Raw genomic sequence first — 18,124 nt, 5'->3', positions numbered from 1 at the left:
TGAACTGCGACCACTTTAAGCAGTGGCGCGGGGGCGAGCGGGGAGAACGCGCGATGAGAAGAGAGCTGGGATCGGTCGGGGATCAGAGGGAGCTGTCGCCGCTCCTCGTCGCCGGACACACGTATCGGGAGTGCATGCGCCTCCTCGGCTGGCCGTACGGACGGGTGTCCGAGGCGGCACGGGCCATCAAGGGCCTCGACAGCGACGCGGTCGCCGGACGCCGCCGCCGGGACGACGCCCGCGTCAAGCGCGCCCGCGTCACCGAGAGCCTCCGCCAGCACCTGCGCGCCGCCGGGGTGATCTCCTGATGCCCGCCGCCTCATTCATCAGAGGATCCCTCGAGGATCAGGCAGCCGCCCAGCCGCTCCACGCGGCGGGCACCCCGCTCAGGCAGATCGCGGCCGCGCTGGGGTGGTCGTACGGCCGGGCGTCCGAAGCCGTTCGGGCGATCCGGGGGTTGCCGTCGGACAACGAGCTGCGGCAGGCGCGGCGGGGTAAGACGGCGCCGGAGGTCGTGCCGGAGGCTCCGAAGGCGGAGCCGGCGGCCGAGGGGAAGCGGAAGCCCATCCGCATCAGCAAGGTCGCCACGCGCTCGGTCGACGTACCGCGCGGCGTGGTCAGCCGCCTGATCCTGACCGCCGCCCAGGACGACACACCCGTCCACGAGGGCTTCTGGCGCAACCTCACCGCCTACGCCGCCCACCTCGACGCGCAGCTCGCAGTCGGGGGTTTCACTTACCAGTTGGGTTTGTTCGAGGACCACGCGGTCGCGACGGGCGTCTATGCCGCCGAACTCCAGCCTTACCTAGAGTTCGGCCGCGTCCAGCTCGGGCCGGACCTCCTGATCGTCGGCGACGCGAACATCCTGCCGACGACGGCCAACCCGCTCGCGGGCTGGCACACCGTCAACGGCGGCGGTCACGTCGTTATCCCGCACGCGCGCAGGGCCTTGGAAACGATCCCCCGGATGCCCGGCCGCCCGCCGCGCTACGTCCAGTCGACCGGGTGCTGCACGCTGCCGAGTTACACGCCTCGGGCATCCGGTCGCCGGGCGCTCTTTCATCACACCTACGGCGCGCTCCTCATCGAGATCGACGTCGATGGCGAGGTCTTCATCCGCGAACTCGCGGCCGAGGACGACGGCAGCTTCCAAGACCTGACCGCCCGCGTGGACAGCGGGGTGGTCACCTACGGCCACGCGGTCGCCGCCCTCGTCTGCGGGGACGACCATCAAGCGGCCATGGACCCCAACATCGCGCTGGCGACGTGGGGCATCGACGTCCGCACCAACCGTCAGGTGACGAGCGACTGCCTCATCGACCTCCTGCGGCCAGCGCACCAGGTCCGGCACGACGTCCTCGACTTCCGTCGCCGGAACCACCACGACCGGGGTTCGGTCCACAGCAGGGCGCGCATGCTCGCCGCCGGGACGACGAACGTGGAGGAGGAAGTCCACGCGGCGGCCGCCTTCCTCGTTGCCACCTCGCGCCCGTGGTGCCAGACGCATCAGGTGGAGAGCAATCACGACGATGCCCTCACACGCTGGTTGCGCGATCTGAAGGCCGCCGAGGACGAGGAAAACGCCTACTACCACGCCGAGCTGAACGCCGCTTGGCTGCGCGCAATTCGGCGACGGGACGACACCTTCAACCCGATCCGGCACGCGATGGGCGCCGTCGGCGGGTACGACAACGTCGTCGACTTCGTGGGCTACGGGCGCGGCCTCCGGATAGCCGGCGTGGAGTGCGGGCTTCACGGAGACATCGGCATCTCCGGCAGCCGGGGGTCGCCGAACCAGTTTCGGCGCCTCGGCGACAAGGTGGTGTCCGCCCACACTCACTCACCCAAGATCGTCGAGGGCGTCTACGTGGCGGGCGTCTCCGCCTCGCTGTCGCAGGGCTACAACGATCGCGGACCCGGCGCGTGGGCGAACGGGCACGTCGTCATCTACCCGTCCGGCAAGCGCGCGCTCCTGTGCATGCATCCCGACGGCCGGGCGTGGGCCGAGGCCCGTGGCCAAGAAGGAGTCTCGCTCGCAGCGTGACTCCTCGCCGCGAGCGCCCGGCGTACTGGAAAGTTGCACGGCGCAACCGCCTGAATCCTCGAACGATCCCCGCACGCCGAGCCGCCACCGCCCATGTCCAAGACGACGCCCACCATCCCGGACAAGTACACGCCGAGGCAAGCGCTCCGGGACCGCGAGGTGCTGGCCGCCGCGATCAGGGAGAAGATCCAGCGCGAGAAGATCGCGACGGCCGACATCGCCCGGCGGCACACGTCGATCCGCGCGGCAGACATTGCGTCGATCATGCGGGACGACCACAATTTTGGGATCAACAGGTTGCACGCGATCGCCGAGGCCATCGGGCTGCGCGCAAGGCTGGTGATCTCGTGAGCGCGCCGTCCAGCCTCGCGGCCATCGTCGACCGCCTCGCCGAGCGGCACTCCGTCCCCGTCGCGCACGTCCGCGCGGTGGTCGACGTCGAGTCCGGCGGGAAGGCCTTCACGGAGGTGACCGACCGCTTCGGCCGGAAGCTCCTCTGGCCGCTCTGCCGTTTCGAGGGCCACCTTTTCTATCGCTTCCTGTCCGGGGACCAGCGAGACCGCGCCGTCCGACAGGGCCTCGCCTCGTCGAAGACCGAGGCCAAGGGCGGCATCAAGAATCCGAAGTCGCAGCAGGCCCGGTACGATCTCTGGCGGCGCGCCTGCGAGATCGACGAGGACGCCGCGACGGCCGCATGCTCGTGGGGCGTCGGGCAGGTGCTGGGGTCGCACTGGCGCGTGTTCGGCCTCAAGTCCCCGCAGGACATCCTCGCGAAGGCGACGGCGGGCCTCGAAGGGCAGCTCGAGCTGATCTTCGACTACTGCGCCGCCTTCGGCTTGGTCGACGAACTCCAGCGCGGCGACTGGACCGCCTTCGCGCGCGGCTACAACGGCCCGGCATACCGCCAGAACAAGTACGACACCAAGCTCGCGGCCGCCGCCGAGAAGTACGGCGCCGACACCCCGGAGGTGTCGGCCGGGATGCTGCGCATGGGTTCGTCGGGCGCCCGCGTCCGCGAACTCCAGCGACTCCTCAACAGGACCGGCGCCCGGCTCAAGGTGGACGGCGACTTCGGCCCGAACGTCAAGCGCGCAGTGGTTGCCTACCAAAAGGCGCACAAGGCGAAGGCCGACGGTGTCGTCGGGCCGGAGACCTGGAGCCACCTTGAGAAGCACCTTCAGGGCGAGCGCGAGAACCTCACCTCCACGCCCGTCGCCGAGCTGCCGAACGTCGGCAAGGTCGCGACCGCCACGGCGGCCGCCGTCACGCTCGGGCAGGCCAAGGAGCAGCTCGAAGCCGCCGCCGCGCAGGTGGGCGGCCTCGCCGGGAAGGTCGCCGGGATCCCGTCGCTGGCGAACGCCGCCGAGGTGTTGGCCTCCGGTCTTGTCGCCGTGGCCGGGCTGGTCGGTGTCGCCGCCCTCGCTTATGCCGGCTACGAGTGGCTGAAGTCCCGCCGGACCTATGAAGGCGTCGCCGCGTGACCGCCGCCCTCGCCTGGCTCACCACCACCCGCGCCGGCCGCTGGCTCACGGCCGCCGGGGCCGGAGCCCTCGTCGCGCTCGGCATTGTTGCCCGCGTGTATGGCGCCGGGCGTGCCGCCGAGGAGTCTCGGCAGACGCGAGACTCCCTCGATGACCTCCGAAGCCGGAACCGAACCGATGACGAAGTTGACGCTCTCGGTGCTCGCGCTCGCCGCGATGAGTTCGCTGGCTGGGTGCGCGACGACGGGTAACCCGTCTGGCTGCGACGGCTGGCGGGCGATCCGGCCGTCGGCGGCGGAGGTCGAGAGCGCGTCGGACGACCTCGTCAGGCAGGTCGTCGAGCATAACAGGCACGGCGCCGCGCGGTGTGGATGGCGGGCGTAGCAGTCTCGCACCAAGACGTCCGACGGTGCATTGTGGCCACCCCTCCATCGGCTGGCCTACCGCATGTCCGACCTCCCTCTCGACGACGTCCACCGCCTTCTCGACGTCATCGAGCGGGGCATCGCGGAACTTGACGATCTCGACGGGCAGACGATCGACGTCGAAGACATCCCAGAGATCTGCGCTGCGGTCATCGAGTTGAACGACTGGCAGCAGACGGCATACAACGGCAACCCGCTCGGGCTAGAGCCAGCCGTCCTGTCGAAGTTCGTGAAGATGCGAGGACAGGTGTCGCGGCAGACGGCGCGTGTCGTCGCTGGACGCGTGCGAAGCTATCTCCGCAGCCAAGACCAACTTACCGACAGCCAGGATCCCGTCGACGAGGCGGACGATATCGAAGTGGACGATGCCCAAGCCGGGTCTCCCCCTGCGGATGCGCCTACCGACAACGGACAGGCGCTCTCCCTCGCGGTGACTGCCGAGCGGTGGGTGCCCGTCCCGATGGGGAGCGACATCCGTCGGAAGATCGAGATGATCGCATCCCTGCTGGACAGCATCGTCGCGCAGGTCGAAAGGTCCAATGCGCCGCCCGACGAGCAGGCCCTGACGCCTCTCGAGAAGGCGCAGCTCATCGCCATCCTCGAGACTACCTTGGCCATATTGAAAGCCCCTCTCGTCGAGAAGGGCATGCTGAAGAAGGCGGGGGACGCGCTGGGCCGCGCCGCCGGGAAGGCGGCTGAGAAGGGCATGCAAGAGGGAATGGGAACGCTCGCTGGGGTGGCTCGGCAGAAGATCATCGAGTTGCTCGGGCTGTTCTTCTAGCCTCCTTCAGCGCAGGTAGGCACGGCACCACGCTGTGTGGATGGCGGGCCTGAGACGACGAAGACCCCGGCATTTCCACCGGGGCCTCCTTCAGTTAGATTTCAGTGGCTATCGGAACGCACGCGTCGCGAGAGCCACTTCTTCGATGTCCCAGGGCGACATCGGCTGCGGGTCGGGACCGAGCGCCGTCATGGACGCCGCGAGGCCCTTGCGCAGTTCCGTCTGCACGTAGTCGTGTGCCCACTGGTTCCATACGTAACATCCGGCGAGGCGACGGACTTCAGCCGCCAGCGTCGGGGTCAACAGCGGCAGAGCGTCCAGCTCGTCTCCCTCGCGCGTGGCGAGGACAACGGCCAAACGGATCGCCTTCACGTCCATCCTGGCGAACGCCGGCGTGTTCACCAGCTCCGGAGCGCCCAGGACGTTCAAGACCTCGTCCCGGAGGACCTTCTCGAATTCCTGCTTGCTCCACCCCACTCGTACGGAGTGCAGGTGTCCGCCGACGGACAGCACGTGCGACGGTGCCTCGTCGTTTCCGACGAAGGCGGCCATCGGGTTGGTCGTCTCCGCGTGCACCGTCTGCACCGCGTAAAAGTGGGTGCGTACGGCGTCGCGGACGGCCGGGTCGTCCGAGGTCACCTCGAACGTCGGGTCGTGGACCATTTAATTCTCCTTCCGTTCATTCCGCAGCCACCGGAATGGGGGCTGCGTCCCTTGCGGGAAAGGGGCTTGAATGACGGGACGCTTTTCGAACGGAAGGTCGGCGTTGGTTAGAGGATCCCCTTTCTGGTGCGACCACCATGGCAGCCGAATCCCCAGGGCTCCTGAATCCTTTCACTCAAATGCGATCGACCTCATGGATTCCTCGGTCGCCTTGTCCCTCGCGTCGCCTCCCACAACGCTCGACGCCTACACGAGGGAGACACCACCCATGCTCGCCGCCATCATCAACGCCGCCCGCGCCTTCGCCTCGGCCGCCGCCCACCTCGCCGCGAAGGGCCTCGAACTCGCGTGGTGGACTGTCCAATGGACGTGGTCCCTGCCAGGCCGGATGCTCGGCGGCGGAGGCGGCGCCTCCATCCCCCTGCCGCCCGAGCCGGAGCCGACGCCCGACACCGCGTCAGAGATCGCCGAGCTGGTCGCCAAGCGCGGCAAGGGGCGCGCTCTCCCCGGCGCGCTGCCGTCCGACCTGGAGCCGAGGCCGGACGGTACGGACCCGGTGTCCGCGACCGTGTTCGCCTACGCCCGCGCGTCGGCGACGGACCGCAGGCAGGTGTCCCTCGAGGCGTTGTCCCCAGACCAGGTGAGCTGGCTCCTGCGGCTGCGCCCGCACGACCTCGATCGCCTCGCGGCGGCCGGCGGCCTCACCTGTGGGCGGCTGGCGCGCGGGCTGGGCGGCGGGGCGCTCGGTGTCGAACCGTGCAGGCGTCGGGAGCCGGAGCTGTCCGAGGCGGAGCTGGCTGGGCGCGAGGAGGTGTCGGTGGTCGAGGGGTTCGCCGAGCGGGTCAGGCGCCGGAAGGGCGACGGGCTGCGGCTGGTGATGGGGTGATGTTCGCGGGGTCGGCGGGTCTGCCGGCGGATTTCGTCCGGATTTGACGCCAGCCCGCCGGCGCCCAACGCTGATTGCAGGATGTCGCTGGGGAGCGGCTCCGATCCGAGGGAGAGAGACAATGAACGAGACGCACGAATTCATGATGTCGGCGATCGACAGCCAGATCGAGGCCCTCCGGCAGCTTCTGGTCAGCGCAACCGAGTCCGTCATGAACTCGCGGAAGGCGCTGGCCGAAGCGCAAGCGGCTTTCGAGGCAGAGTTCGGGACCGTGATGGGCGAGGCGCTCCGAGCAGCCTGATCGCCGACATCATCCAGAGAGAGACACCCAAAGCCCCGGCCATCGAGCCGGGGCTTTCGTTTGCCTGGCGCGCGTCGAACGATCGAACGAGGGGGCGGCCCAGCGATGGGTCGCCCCCTTCGCCTTGGGAAGAGTCTAGGGCTAAGCGAGACTCGTAGCGGGGCGGGGTCGCCGGCGGGGCGGGAGGCGCCGGGGTCCCGGGAGGGGGGTGCGGGCTGGGGGTTCATTAGCGGCGGCACCGGGCCTCCGTCTGAAAATTTTGGAATCGAGAATCAGCATCAGTTGCCCCAGCCGGGCCACCGCCCGCCGGCGGTTTGACGCCCCCCGAGATGTACGGGAGTACAGTACCCGAAGGGGCCATCCCTTCGGGGAGACCACCATGCGACACCAGCCGCTGCCCGGCACGACGGGCGCCGACACCGACCTCGTCTACACACCCGGTTCTTATGCCGACATGGCGATGCGCCTGCTGCCGCTCTACGGCCGGGTCCTCGACCCCGCGCGCGGGCGGGGAGCCTTCTTCGACCGCATTCCCGCTCACTGCGAGCCGCTCTGGTGCGAGGTCGCCGAGGGGCGGAACTTCTACGACTGGGTGGAGCGCGTCGACTGGGTGGTGACGAACCCACCGTGGTCCGAGATTCGGCCCTTCATGGCGCACGCCATGACAATCGCCGACAACGTGGTGTTCCTCGTCACCGCGAACCACGCCTACACCAGGGCCCGAGTGCGGCTGGCGCAGGACGCGGGCTTCGGTCTCCGGGGCATGCTCCACATGCCGACGCCGCCCAAGCCGTGGCCCGCATCGGGTTTCCAGCTCTCGCTCCTCTGGTGGCAGCGCGGCTGGCGCGGCACGACCGAGACCTACCACGCCATGGACGACCTCGCCGCCGCCTGATCCGCCGGCGGTTCGTCACTTGCTCCCCCGGCCCGCACGCTCACCGCGTGATCAGGGGAGCACGACCACGATGACCACCACTTTCGAACTCGGCGCACGGCTGTCGGACAAGTCCAACGCAATATCGCGCAACCGGGGCATTGCCCCCGACCGTTTCCTGAGCATGCTGTGCCGCGAGCAGCTCCTCGCCGCCGTCGGGCGCGTCGCCGACGAGGGCGCCGTCGCGCTCAAGGGCAGCGCCCTCGTCCTCCTCGACGACCGGATCTCCGACTGGGTCCGTCCGTCCAAGGACCTCGACCTCCACCTGCACCTCGACCGCCTCGATGATCTGCGCGATCTCCTCGACCGCGCCGCCGCCGAGGTCGCTGGTGTCGGCATCCGCCTCGAGTTCGGCGCCCGCAAGACCCTCTGGCGTCCGGACGGTGAGCCCGGCGGCGAGAAGGTGCGCGTCGTCGCGTGGCTCGGGCGGACCCGCGTCAACTTCGAGGTCGACTGCTGGGTCGGCGGCGAGCGGTCGCCGGGCATGCGTCTGGTCGAGCGGCCGTCCATGCTGCCGGGCCTGCCGGCCGTGAAGATGTTGACCTATCCGCTGGAGGCGATGGCCGCCGACAAGCTGCACGCGATCGTCCAGTTCGGGTCCGCGAACACGAGGATTAAGGACTACTACGACCTCCTTTGCCTCTCACGGGCGGACCTCGACATGCGGCTGCTGTCGGTATGCATCCAGACGACCTTCGCGAACAACTGCCGCCCCATCCCGTCGACGCCTCTCACGCTGCCGGGCCTCAGCCGTGAGTACGCGCTCGCCAACCAGGATGCGTGGATCAAGTTGCTGGTCGACGCCGGGCGGGTGGACGCGGCGCCTGCGGCGTTCCCGTATGTCGTCGCGACGGTGCGGGCGTTCGCGAACCAGGCGTTCTCCCCGGCCCCGGCACAGGAGGAGTCTCGCGAACTCGAAGACTGGTTCGGGGCTCCGGCACCGAGGCCGATGGCCTACGCCTGACGAGTCTCGGGCGACCGAAGACTCCTCCCCGCAGCCCGGTACCTGTGCCCATGTCCCCGACGTCGCTTCAGGAGTCTCGGCTGGTCCGAGACTCCTCTTCGTTGGGGGGGTGCCGATGACCCGCCCGCTTCGGCTTCGCGCCTCTCGCGGCCATCCCTGCGAGCCGCCAGAAGCGCGAGGGCGGCGTCCTGCGCTTCCGGCCACTCGTGCAGGGCGTGGAGGCCGTAGTCGACGAAGAGATCCGAACGCATCAGGCGGCCAGCGAACGAATGACATCGTCGCGCTGGTCGACGGCGCGGCGCAGGCGGGCGACCTCGGCGCGGAGCGCGTCGGCTTCGTCTTGCGCGTCGAGCGCGGCCTCGACGGCAGCCTTGGCAAGGTTGCCCATCTGCGCGGCGCTGTGGCGGGCCTCGCCGAGGGCGCTGTCCCAAGCGTGGTAGGCATGCGCCTCGGCGCGGGCGTTGCGCGCGTCACGGACGGCTTCAAGCAAGCCGAAGAGGGTCTGGTGGGCCACGAAGGCACCCATCGCGCCGAATGCGAGAGCGCTGCTCTGAACTGCGCTGGGGTTCGTGAATGCCATGGTCGCCTCCTGATCTGGATCGGGAACCTGGAGGGCCCGGCACTTGGCGTCAACGCTGGCCTTCGGACATCGCCGGCGAACCGTTAACGCGCGGCGGTCAGGCGTCGGCGAGTGCATCGACGTCGTGCCAGTCGTCGTCGTCCGGCAGCTCGCCTAGGACGGTGCGCTCGAGGCGATCGAGTTCGGCTTCGACGGGGTCGTAGAGGGGGTGGGCGTCGTCGGTCATGGGGGCCTCCTGCGTAAAGGAGACGGCCGCCGGCGGCTGACGACAAGCCACCCGAGAGCGCATGCAACATTCTCAGATGGGTCGCAACGCGCCTCCTGGCGGCCATCGATGCCGCCCGCAGCGCGGCGCCCGGCGAACTGAGGGCGGCTTGAAGCCGGCCGTCAGTCGAAGAGGCCAGAGGCCCTCGGGCGCCGCTTCGATGGCCGGGCGGGCTTGTCCCCTGCTTTCGACTTGTCCTGCCCTCGGGAAAGGCGTTCGACGAGGCGGTCGACCATGTCCATCTCGTCCGCCATCTCCCTCCTGATGCGCGAGCGGATCCGGCCCAGCGCCCTGGGCTGGAGGTCGGTGTCGTCCTCGGACTTCACGACCCGCTCGGCGATCGCGGCGCAGGCCCGTCCCAGCCTAGCCAGCTCGGCATGGTCTGCCTCGGACGCCTTGAACCGCGGGAACGGCACCTTGACGATGGTCTTGTGGATGTCGCGCGGGCCGAACAAGCCACGCGACTGGAATTCCTTGATGGCCTCGTTCGCGTAGCCGGAGTTGATGAACGCGGCGAGGTAGTGGGCTTCCTGCGCGGTCTTCGTCTCACACCAGTAGGCCTTGTGGTCGATGACGAACGGGTGGTCGGACGCTTGGCGGTCAAGGACCACGGCGGAGGCGTCCGTGGCCGACGACGTGTAGAGGACAAGGTAGCGCGCCCTCGGGTTCTGCCCTGTGAGCTTGGATTGCCAGTTCAGGTAGCTTCCCAACGTGTTGCCTGCGTTTCGCTCCGTCCGCTCGGCGTTCCAGTGCTCCTCGGCGGCCGAGAACCAGGAGCTGGCGAACCGGAAGCCCTTCGCCATCAATGCGTCGGGGTCGAGCACGGCGAACTTACCATCCTCCTCCACGACAGGCAGGAGGACCAACGGCGGCGCCACCAGCGCGAACGGCACGATGTTGCGAGAGATGGCGGTCCGGAACAGCAGCGAGCCTTCGGCCCGCTCCCGGATCTCAAGCCCCTTCCACGGCTTCTTGGCCTCACGCTCGGCCGCAGCAGCCGTCTTGAGGGCGAGAACGCGGTCGCGAAGGTCCTCGCCGTCGTCGACGCGCTGGTCGAGGTCGACGAAGAAAAAGTTGCGGGGCACGATCGTGGCGCCCTGCGTGAACTTGGAGGTGTACGCGTTCACTCCCGCGAGGGCATCGCCCGCCGTCGCCGTCAGCGCGGACTTGGTGCGCCTCTTGGTGCTCTGGAGCCGGGAGTAGTGCCACCGCCGCTTCGTCCACTTCAGGGCCGCACGCGCTTCAGAAAGGTGGACCTGCGCGCGGCGCAGGCGCCCCGACACCGAGTAGCCCTCGATGCCGACCTCCGGAAGGGCGTTCTCCCCCTTGGCTTCCGCCCCGTGCAGGGCGAACAAGACGCAGCACGGCACGCGGAACAGCGGCGCGACGTCGTTGAGGTCCCACACCGCCGAGAGGCGCAGGCCCGCGACGTTGCCCGCCCGCGTGGCCTCGTGCTGGTCAGCGGACATGAAGCTGCGCGGCAGGACGAACGCCAGGCGGCCGCTCCGCTTCATGAAGTAGTTGACCGCATGCGCGAGGAAGATCGCGGCGATCTCGAGGTGGGGGAAGTTGGCGCGGTTTTCCGGCGTGACCCGGTAGTGGTCGGAGAGCGTGCGGAGGAGGTTCTGGTAGTCGCCGTTCGTCACCCCGGCATAGGTCAGCCACGGGGGATTGCCGACGACGAAATCGAAGCGGCCCATCAGGAAGATGGGCTTGTAGGAGTTCTGGAGGATGAATTTCCAGATGCTGTCGCGGCCCTCGTCACGGGCGACCCACATGGCGTGGTAGATGTCGTAGAGCTGGCCGGGAAGATCCGCCGACTGCCCGGCATTGAAGATCGAGGCGCCGAGTCGGAGGAACCGCTCGCGGGGCAGCGCCTCGGGGTATCTGTCGACGAGGTCGTCGCAGAACGTGATGAGGGCGTCGAACGCCTCCGGGGACGACACGCCGCGCGTGTCGATGGCATAGGTGCCGTTGTCGACGGAGACCTGGAAGGTGGACTCGAAGAGGTCGGCCGTGCCGCGCGGCACGAGCAGGCTGTTGGCCAAGTAGATGTGGAGCGTCACGGGACGCCGCGCCCGCCGGACCGAGTCTCCCAGCGACAGCAGGACCGTGGTCTTAGCGATCAGTACCGACAGCGGGTGGATGTCGATGCCGACGACCTGTTCCGCCAGCTTCTCCGCGCCGACGTCCGGGAACTGCTCCCGCATACGTGCGATGGCGGCCCGCAGGAAGGAACCGCTGCCGCACGCCGGGTCTAGGATCGAGGAGGTAGGCTCGAGCGGCAGCTCCTCCATGACCCGTTCGCAGAGCCAGTCGGGCGTGTAGTACTCGCCGAGGGCGTGGCGCGTCTCGAGGTCGATCAGCTCTTGGTAGACACCCTTGAGTATGTCCTCGCGAACGTTCGTGAAGTCGTACGAGTCGATCTGCCGACCGATCTCTCGGAACATGGGGCGAAGGGTGGCCAGGAACTCATCCGACGCGACCCAGTGGAAGAAGTCGTCCTCGACGAACCGCTCGACGTTCAGGCGGTCGAAGATCCTCCCCGACAGGACGTCCCGGATCGTGTCGTCGTCGGCCGCGGTCTCCTTCGTGATTACGGAGTAGGCGATGAACTTGGCGAAGACGGACAGGTAGGTGTGGACGAGGAAGAGCTTTGGCGAGTTGTCGAACTGGCCGTAGGCGATCGAGAGGAAGCGGTTCCACTGCTCGTAGGCGACCTTGAGCTCGCTCTGTCGCTCGAGGGCGGGCAGGCATCGGTTCAGCGCCGTCATGGAGTTGATGAAGGCGCGCGACGTGTCGCCGAAGTCGGCGCGGATGTTCTCCAGCGTCGCCGCCTTGGCCTCGTCGGCGAACAGGACCTCGTCGAGGAAGAAGGGGAACTCGCCGAAGTTGGATGGCGCCAGTTCGAACGACTGGACCTCTCGAAGCTGGAAGCTCTGCCCCATGAGGTCGTCGACTGACACGAGGGACCAGTCGGGGGCATAGCGGCGCCAGCGCACACCGTCCGTGGACAACAGGGTGAACTTGTACTCCTGCCCGGATCGCCAGTTGCCCTCCAGGTACTCGCGGAGCTGCTCCTTCGCGTGGTCGCCCGTCCGCGCGAGGTCCCTCTCCCATTCGATGATGACCGTGTCGGTCTGACTGTCGGCGCGCCCTCGGGCAGCCCTGCCGTCCCGCGTGATGTTCGCGACCGACGTCTCGGCGCCCATCGCCATGTCGCGGATGAAGTCCTGCACCTTGGCGTCGTCGCGGAAAACGTTGGTGACGTAGGTGAGGAACCGCTCCTTCTTGGCCGCCTCCGAGTTCGCGCGCCGCAGGTCGTGGTAGAGTTGCTCGGTCTGGGCGGGGTCGAAGATGGTGTCGAGCACGGGCAACCTCAGGAGTTCTGCACCGAAGGCGTAGCATCCGTATCTACCGCGTGACCATCGCTGGAATTGATAGGAGCCGCGCCCCAGCAGCGGCGCGACGCCCGGCCGCAGTCTCCCCTAACCCGAGACTCCTACTACTCGCCCCGGTCGTCCGCCCAAGCCCGCACGGCGTCGACCCCGTCCTCAGGCAACGTAGGGAACGCCGAGCGGACCTCGAAATCGAGCTGACCATCTCGGATCGCCTCCAGCACGGCACGGGCCGGCACCGCCGTCCCCGACACGTGCGGCTCGCCGCCCATCACTGCCGGGTCCATGACCACCGTCGTCTTCCGGAGCCCGAGCAGCAGCGCCACCCGGTTGGCCTCCGCCTCGGCCGCCTCCTCGCCGCGGCCCGCGAGCGCGTCTGCGGCCATTCGCTGGAGGTAGGCGGGATCGCTTGTGTCGTAGCCCAGCGGATCTGCCGGCTGCTTGAACAGCTTCGTCCGCAGGCCGACCTCCAGCGCTTGGTCGTAGTCGCCCTCCCGGAGGTTTCGCAGCTCGTCGCCCGGCTCCGGCGAGACGTTCGGCGCGCGCCGCAGGATCTCCAACGCGGCCGATGGATCCCCGCGCGCTGCGCGCTCGCGGAACAGCCGCGCGACCTCGCGTTGACGTTCGAACTCCTCGAACTGCCGCTCCAACGTCGGGCGCAGCTCTTCGAGCGTGACGGGCCTGAAGTCCCAGCAGTCGACGCCGACGTCGAGGCTGCGTCCGAGGCCGGGCAGCGCGCCGTGCGAGTGGCCGTACAGGTGGACGGCACCGTAGTGCGACTTGGGCCACGCCCGCATGCTGTAGTGGTCGCACACGACGGGCAGCGCCTCGCCCGGCACCTTCACGTGCCGGCGGTCCTTCGGCTCCGAAGACCAAGGGAGACGGCGCACGTGCTTGTCGTCGTGGTTACCGACGATCAGGTGCTTGCGGCCTCGCAGACGGCGGAAGACGCGCTCCAGCGCCCCAGGCTTCATCCGGCAAGCGAAGTCGCCAAGGTGCCAGACATCGTCGTGCGGGCCAACGACTGCGTTCCAGCGGGCGACCAGCTCCTCGGTCATCTCGTCGACGGACGAGAACGGGCGCTTGCAGTGGTCGATGATGTTCAGGTGGCCGAAGTGGTGGTCCGCCGTGAAGAAGATCTCGGGCATCGTCTCGCTCTCGTATCAGGGTGCGCGTGGGCGCGGCCCCGGGAGCGGGGCCGTCAGGCGATGCGGCGGCGTATGAGCGTGCGCGAGAACATCACGCCTTGTGCGGCGTCGGATGGGCAGGCGTCAAGTCAGGGTGTCTCGCGTGGTGTGAGACTCGTAAACGCGAAAGCCCCGGCACGGTGGCCGGGGCTGGTGGTCGTCGAAGGCATGGGTCAGGGTGCCCAAGAAAGCCATCTTGCGAACGTAGGTTCATGCATGGAGGTCAGTGCGGCGTTGGCCTGCGCCATGCTGATCTCACCCCATCTGGCTGACCGAGCTAGGTTCGCGGTATCCGTCTGGTACTGACCCCAGTCACCGTTGATCTGTATGAGGGCCTGTTCGTATGCTGCTTTGGCTTCGACCAAGGGCTTCAAAGCGTCTGTGTTGTCCGCTCCAGTTTCGATCCAAAGGGACGTAGCCTTCGAGCATGTCTCCCCATACCGACGCTTCGCGAGGCCCAGAGCCTCGGAGTAGTTCTTGAACTCTATATCGCGGTAGAAGCACACCCGCTTCCATAGATCGTCAAACATCCGCTGATCTCGGCGATCTCGTGCGCACTGACCACCCATTACGCAGCCCTCCGGGCCTTGCGGACGTCGAACCGCAGCTCGGACACCTTCTCCTCGAGCCGGGCGACGCGGGTCTCGAGGGCGTCGATGTAAGCGGCGGCTTCGACCGAGCAGCCGAGCAACGCGGCGATCCGACGGACGCTGGGCGGCACCGCGTCGACCGGGGCGGCCGCGACGGGTGCGCCGTGGTCCAGCGCGGCCAGCGTGCGGGCGACGCTGGCGGGCATCGGCTCCGCGTCGGTCGAGGTGGCCGCCTCCGGCGCGCCGAAATCCAAGGCGGCGATCGTGCGGGCGACGCGGTCGGAGATCTGGATGGTGTTCATGGATTTCGCTCCCTCGTGGAGGCCGCTCCCCAGCGGCCTACTGAGAGCGTGAGGCGCCGGCGGGCTGGCGTCAAAAAACGGGAGTGATCCGCCGGCGGGAATCATCAGGCTGCCTGAGGTGCGGACGCCCGCCCGTAGCGTTCGAGGAACTCGTTCGGGATCTCCAGCGCGGCGCACCAGCACCGCCACAGGAAGCCGCCGAAGTCCTCGTCGATCTGGCCGTGCTGGAGTTCATCCATGAAACGCCCAGCGAATTCGTCATCGGCAGAGGGTAGACCGACGGCTGCGAGTGCGGGGTTGATTCGAATCCTGGACATCACACTCCCGTCGGGGAGCGGCCAGCCGTGAATCGGGCCGCCGAACTCGCGTTCGAGGGCGGCGTATATGGCATCGGAGTTCGGGTCGGGCATGGTGCTCTCCTTCAGGGGTGGAGGACCAGCATGGGGCGCCGGGGCGCGTGCGCAAAACCGCCGGCGGGATCCGAGAACGAGAAAGCCCCGGCTCGATGGCCGGGGCGTTGGCAGTAGAAGCGGCTCGTTAGCTTGAAGGGTCCGATCCCACCCGAGGTGTCCTGCCGACGGGCCGCCTGTCCGGCCCGGTCGCCCTGGCGGTCGGGCCTCGACAGGGGCGGACGACCAGAATGCTCTTTGCGACATTGGGAATGGTAGCGACGGTTGCAGCGAGAACCAAGCGGCCGCCGTCGAATGTTGCGTGGGAGGGAATCACGATGCCGGAAGCATGCCCTGGCTTCGAAACTGACCGTTTCGACCGGGGTTTCCGGCGTTGTATCTGTCGCGGTTTCTGTCGCGGTGCCGCCCCAAGCTCTCGGGAAGCTTTCGAAAACCGCTTTGTTTTCAGGGGGTTGGCTGGTCGGAGTGGCAGGATTTGAACCTGCGACCCCCTCGTCCCGAACGAGGTGCGCTACCAGACTGCGCTACACTCCGTGGCCGAGTGGGTCTATAGCGGGACAGGACGCCACGTGCAACAGGATTCCGCGCGATCCCGCTTCCTTGCGCCGGGCGCAGCGAGCGACTATAGAGGCGCTCGCTGATCGTTGGTTCTTGGGGCGTAGCCAAGCGGTAAGGCAGCGGTTTTTGGTACCGCCATCCCCTGGTTCGAATCCAGGCGCCCCAGCCACCCCTCCCGTCAGGCCTCTTCTGAATACACGAACGCGAAACGATCGACATCGAAGAGGCCGCGATCGGTGAGCTTGAGGTGGGGGATCACTGGGAGAGCCAGGAAAGCCAGTTGGAGGAAGGGCTCCGGAAGCGTGCAGCCGAGCGCACGAGCGGCAGCTACGAGCGTTTCGAGGTCATGGACGACAGCTTCGAAGGATTGGAGGCTCATGAGGCCGGCCATCGGAAGAGCGAGCGCGGCCGTCACCCGCTCCTCATCCGCGACCGCGAAGCCGCCGCCGCGTTCGATGACGCCGTTCACTGCAGCGGCCATATCTGCGGCATTGGTGCCGACCACCGTGATGTTGTGGCTGTCATGACCGACCGAGGATGCGATCGCGCCCCGCTGTAGGCCGAAGCCGTTGACGAAGCCGAGCCCCACATTGCCGTTCCGCCCATGGCGTTCCACGACGGCCAGTTTCAGAACGTCGCCGGAGAGGTCGGGCTGCCATTCGCCGTCCAATTCCGCAAGTGTCGCCTCCAGCGCCGCGGTAAGAAGGAGGCCCGCCTTGACGCCGATCACCGGAACGGCCCCATTGCCGTGCCCGGCCGGCTGACGGAACTGCTCCGGCGATACCGGAGCCGCCTTCATCGAGTCGAGCCCCACAGGCGCCACAACCCCTCGCGCCGCGAAAATCGCCGGCTCCACCAATCGCCCGCCGGCGATGACGCCTGACACCCGACAGGCCTTCAGATCATCGAGCAGCACCATATCGGCACGCCAGCCAGGCGCGATCATGCCGCGATCGGATAGGCCGAAGATGCGCGCCGCGGAAAGCGATGCCGCGCGATAAACATGGTGCGCAGGGCAGCCCTTGGCGATGAGTCGCCGGATCATGGCGTCCAGATGCCCCTCCTCGACGATGTCGAGAGGACTGCGGTCGTCGGTGCAGAGGGCCACGAAAGCGGATGTGTCAGCATTGAGAATTTCGGCCAGGGCGTCGAGATCCTTGGAAGCCGACCCCTCGCGGATGAGGATCGCCATGCCCTTCCTTATTTTCTCCATCGCCTCGGAGGCGCTGGTCGCCTCGTGGTCGGTGCGGATGCCGGCGGCAAGGTAACCGTTCAGCGCGGCGCCGCGCAGGAGAGGTGCATGACCGTCGACATGCCGATCCGAAAACGCTCCGAGCTTGGCGAGGATACCGGGGTCGAGATTGAGGACGCCGGGGTAATTCATCATCTCGGCAAGGCCATGAACCTTTGGATGGGCGAGGAACGGCAGAAGATCCTCGATCTCAAGCCGGGCAGCCGCCGTCTCGAAGGGCGTCGCGGGAACGCAGGAGGACAGGTTGATGCGGATGTCCATCACGCTCGCCTCGGCGCAGGCGGCAAAGTATGAAAGACCTTCCGCGCCGAGCACGTTGGCGATCTCGTGGGGATCGCAGAAGACTGTGGTGACCCCCCGCGGCAGCACGCATCGATCGAATTCCAACGGGGAAACCAGCGAAGACTCGATGTGGAGATGCGTGTCGATGAAGCCGGGAACGGCGAAACGCCCCTGCCCTTCGATCACTCGCTCGCCCTCGTAGCGTCCGAAGATCCCGACGATCCGGTCGCCGACGACCGCAATGTCGGTTGTCTCCACCGCACCTGTGACGAGATCGAGCAGCCCCACGTCGCGGATCACGAGATCGGCGGGCCGACGCCCCTGGCCGGCGAGAATGCGGTGGGATAGATCCGATACCATGGGATTTCCTCGTTGCCGGCGCCGGCGCCAAGCACCGACTGTTTCCCGAAGCTCTAACCTGCCCGGCGGGGGCCGCGAAATAGCGTCCATCGTCTGGCCGCCCGCTTGAGCTACTGCCGCCTTTACGATAGGCCTTCCGCCTCGGGTCGGGCCTGTAGCTCAATGGTTAGAGCCGGCGGCTCATAACCGCTTGGTTGCAGGTTCGAGTCCTGCCGGGCCCACCCGCTCCGCCATTATTATATCCATCCAAAAAGCATTCGAGTCAGATCCATACAGTTCGCGAGTCGGATCCAAACGACATGCGAGTCGGGCTGCGTCGCACGAATTTCGCTCGGCGTCGCAAAGGTTCGCTTGATCCCGCAGGAAGTTCGCTCACCTCCAGCGGCGTCCGAAAGGTCGCAACCGGACGGCAATAACGAAAACCGACCGCCGCTCATGGGGCGGTCGGAAATTGTTGAGGG

General features: G+C 67.7%; 18 protein-coding genes and 3 tRNA genes. 12 read left to right on the top strand and 9 right to left on the bottom strand.

The annotated features are described in order from the left end of the window. Positions 1-53: 53 nt before the first annotated feature. The 6 genes from O5O54_RS13065 (at position 54) to O5O54_RS13040 (ending at position 4,731) form a co-directional block, all read left to right on the top strand. A complete protein-coding gene (locus tag O5O54_RS13065; RefSeq protein ID WP_279482235.1) occupies positions 54-308 on the top strand; it encodes a hypothetical protein in 255 nt (84 codons plus the stop codon). Further along, on the top strand, positions 308-2,044 hold the full coding sequence (locus O5O54_RS13060) for a hypothetical protein (RefSeq protein WP_279482234.1): 1,737 nt from the start codon (positions 308-310) through the stop codon (positions 2,042-2,044). Before O5O54_RS13065 ends, O5O54_RS13060 begins: the two co-directional genes overlap by 1 nt. A gap of 93 nt (positions 2,045-2,137) precedes the next feature. After that, positions 2,138-2,395: a hypothetical protein gene (locus tag O5O54_RS13055; RefSeq protein ID WP_279482232.1), complete on the top strand. Its 258-nt coding sequence runs from the start codon at positions 2,138-2,140 to the stop codon at positions 2,393-2,395. Next, a complete protein-coding gene (locus O5O54_RS13050) occupies positions 2,392-3,525 on the top strand; it encodes an N-acetylmuramidase domain-containing protein (protein WP_279482230.1) in 1,134 nt (377 codons plus the stop codon). The genes O5O54_RS13055 and O5O54_RS13050 overlap by 4 nt, the downstream gene beginning before the upstream one ends. A 177-nt stretch (positions 3,526-3,702) precedes the next feature. After that, complete coding sequence (locus O5O54_RS13045) at positions 3,703-3,909, top strand: hypothetical protein (protein WP_279482229.1); 207 nt, start codon at positions 3,703-3,705, stop codon at positions 3,907-3,909. Positions 3,910-3,972: 63 nt separating this feature from the next. Then, positions 3,973-4,731, top strand: a complete 759-nt coding sequence (locus O5O54_RS13040) for a hypothetical protein (RefSeq protein ID WP_279482228.1) — start codon at positions 3,973-3,975, stop codon at positions 4,729-4,731. Positions 4,732-4,839: 108 nt separating this feature from the next. Here the strand turns inward: O5O54_RS13040 and O5O54_RS13035 are convergent, their stop codons facing one another. Continuing rightward, positions 4,840-5,394 (bottom strand): hypothetical protein, encoded by a 555-nt coding sequence (locus O5O54_RS13035; RefSeq protein ID WP_279482226.1) that lies wholly within the window; start codon positions 5,392-5,394, stop codon positions 4,840-4,842. Positions 5,395-5,662: 268 nt separating this feature from the next. Here O5O54_RS13035 and O5O54_RS13030 point away from each other — a divergent pair, with 268 nt between their 5' ends. The 4 genes from O5O54_RS13030 (at position 5,663) to O5O54_RS13015 (ending at position 8,479) form a co-directional block, all read left to right on the top strand. Further along, positions 5,663-6,280, top strand: coding sequence for a hypothetical protein (locus O5O54_RS13030; RefSeq protein WP_279482225.1), 618 nt, complete (start codon positions 5,663-5,665; stop codon positions 6,278-6,280). Between the two features lie 121 nt (positions 6,281-6,401). Then, entirely contained in the window at positions 6,402-6,581 is a 180-nt protein-coding gene (locus O5O54_RS13025) for a hypothetical protein (RefSeq protein WP_279482224.1), read from the top strand. A 379-nt stretch (positions 6,582-6,960) separates the two neighbouring features. Then, positions 6,961-7,476, top strand: coding sequence for a hypothetical protein (locus O5O54_RS13020; RefSeq protein WP_279482222.1), 516 nt, complete (start codon positions 6,961-6,963; stop codon positions 7,474-7,476). Positions 7,477-7,546: 70 nt separating this feature from the next. After that, on the top strand, positions 7,547-8,479 hold the full coding sequence (locus O5O54_RS13015) for a nucleotidyl transferase AbiEii/AbiGii toxin family protein (protein ID WP_279482221.1): 933 nt from the start codon (positions 7,547-7,549) through the stop codon (positions 8,477-8,479). A gap of 250 nt (positions 8,480-8,729) precedes the next feature. Here the strand turns inward: O5O54_RS13015 and O5O54_RS13010 are convergent, their stop codons facing one another. The 7 genes from O5O54_RS13010 to O5O54_RS12980 form a co-directional block, all read right to left on the bottom strand. Continuing rightward, positions 8,730-9,059, bottom strand: a complete 330-nt coding sequence (locus O5O54_RS13010) for a hypothetical protein (protein WP_279482220.1) — start codon at positions 9,057-9,059, stop codon at positions 8,730-8,732. A gap of 97 nt (positions 9,060-9,156) precedes the next feature. Further along, positions 9,157-9,285, bottom strand: coding sequence for a hypothetical protein (locus O5O54_RS13005; RefSeq protein WP_279482219.1), 129 nt, complete (start codon positions 9,283-9,285; stop codon positions 9,157-9,159). A gap of 161 nt (positions 9,286-9,446) precedes the next feature. Further along, the gene (locus tag O5O54_RS13000; RefSeq protein ID WP_279482218.1) at positions 9,447-12,695 is read right to left on the bottom strand and encodes an N-6 DNA methylase; all 3,249 of its coding nucleotides are present in this window, start codon (positions 12,693-12,695) and stop codon (positions 9,447-9,449) included. A gap of 134 nt (positions 12,696-12,829) precedes the next feature. Next, positions 12,830-13,870 (bottom strand): DUF433 domain-containing protein, encoded by a 1,041-nt coding sequence (locus O5O54_RS12995; protein ID WP_279482217.1) that lies wholly within the window; start codon positions 13,868-13,870, stop codon positions 12,830-12,832. Between the two features lie 607 nt (positions 13,871-14,477). Then, positions 14,478-14,801, bottom strand: a complete 324-nt coding sequence (locus tag O5O54_RS12990) for a hypothetical protein (RefSeq protein ID WP_279482216.1) — start codon at positions 14,799-14,801, stop codon at positions 14,478-14,480. Positions 14,802-14,905: 104 nt separating this feature from the next. Then, positions 14,906-15,211, bottom strand: a complete 306-nt coding sequence (locus tag O5O54_RS12985; RefSeq protein WP_279482215.1) for a hypothetical protein — start codon at positions 15,209-15,211, stop codon at positions 14,906-14,908. A 457-nt stretch (positions 15,212-15,668) separates the two neighbouring features. Continuing rightward, positions 15,669-15,745, bottom strand: a tRNA-Pro gene (locus O5O54_RS12980). A 118-nt stretch (positions 15,746-15,863) separates the two neighbouring features. On the opposite strand from O5O54_RS12980, the gene O5O54_RS12975 reads away from it, so the two are divergent. After that, a tRNA-Gln gene (locus O5O54_RS12975) sits at positions 15,864-15,938 on the top strand. A 9-nt stretch (positions 15,939-15,947) separates the two neighbouring features. Here the strand turns inward: O5O54_RS12975 and ade are convergent. Then, positions 15,948-17,663 (bottom strand): adenine deaminase, encoded by a 1,716-nt coding sequence (ade, locus tag O5O54_RS12970; protein WP_279482214.1) that lies wholly within the window; start codon positions 17,661-17,663, stop codon positions 15,948-15,950. A gap of 148 nt (positions 17,664-17,811) precedes the next feature. Here ade and O5O54_RS12965 point away from each other — a divergent pair. Further along, positions 17,812-17,884 (top strand) — tRNA-Ile (locus O5O54_RS12965). The last annotated feature ends 240 nt before the right edge of the window (positions 17,885-18,124 follow it).

Source organism: Aureimonas sp. SK2 (assembly GCF_029813115.1).
Classification (GTDB): domain Bacteria; phylum Pseudomonadota; class Alphaproteobacteria; order Rhizobiales; family Rhizobiaceae; genus Aureimonas.
The sequence above is the reverse complement of the archived record's forward strand: the minus strand, read 5'-3'. Positions and strand labels throughout refer to the sequence as shown.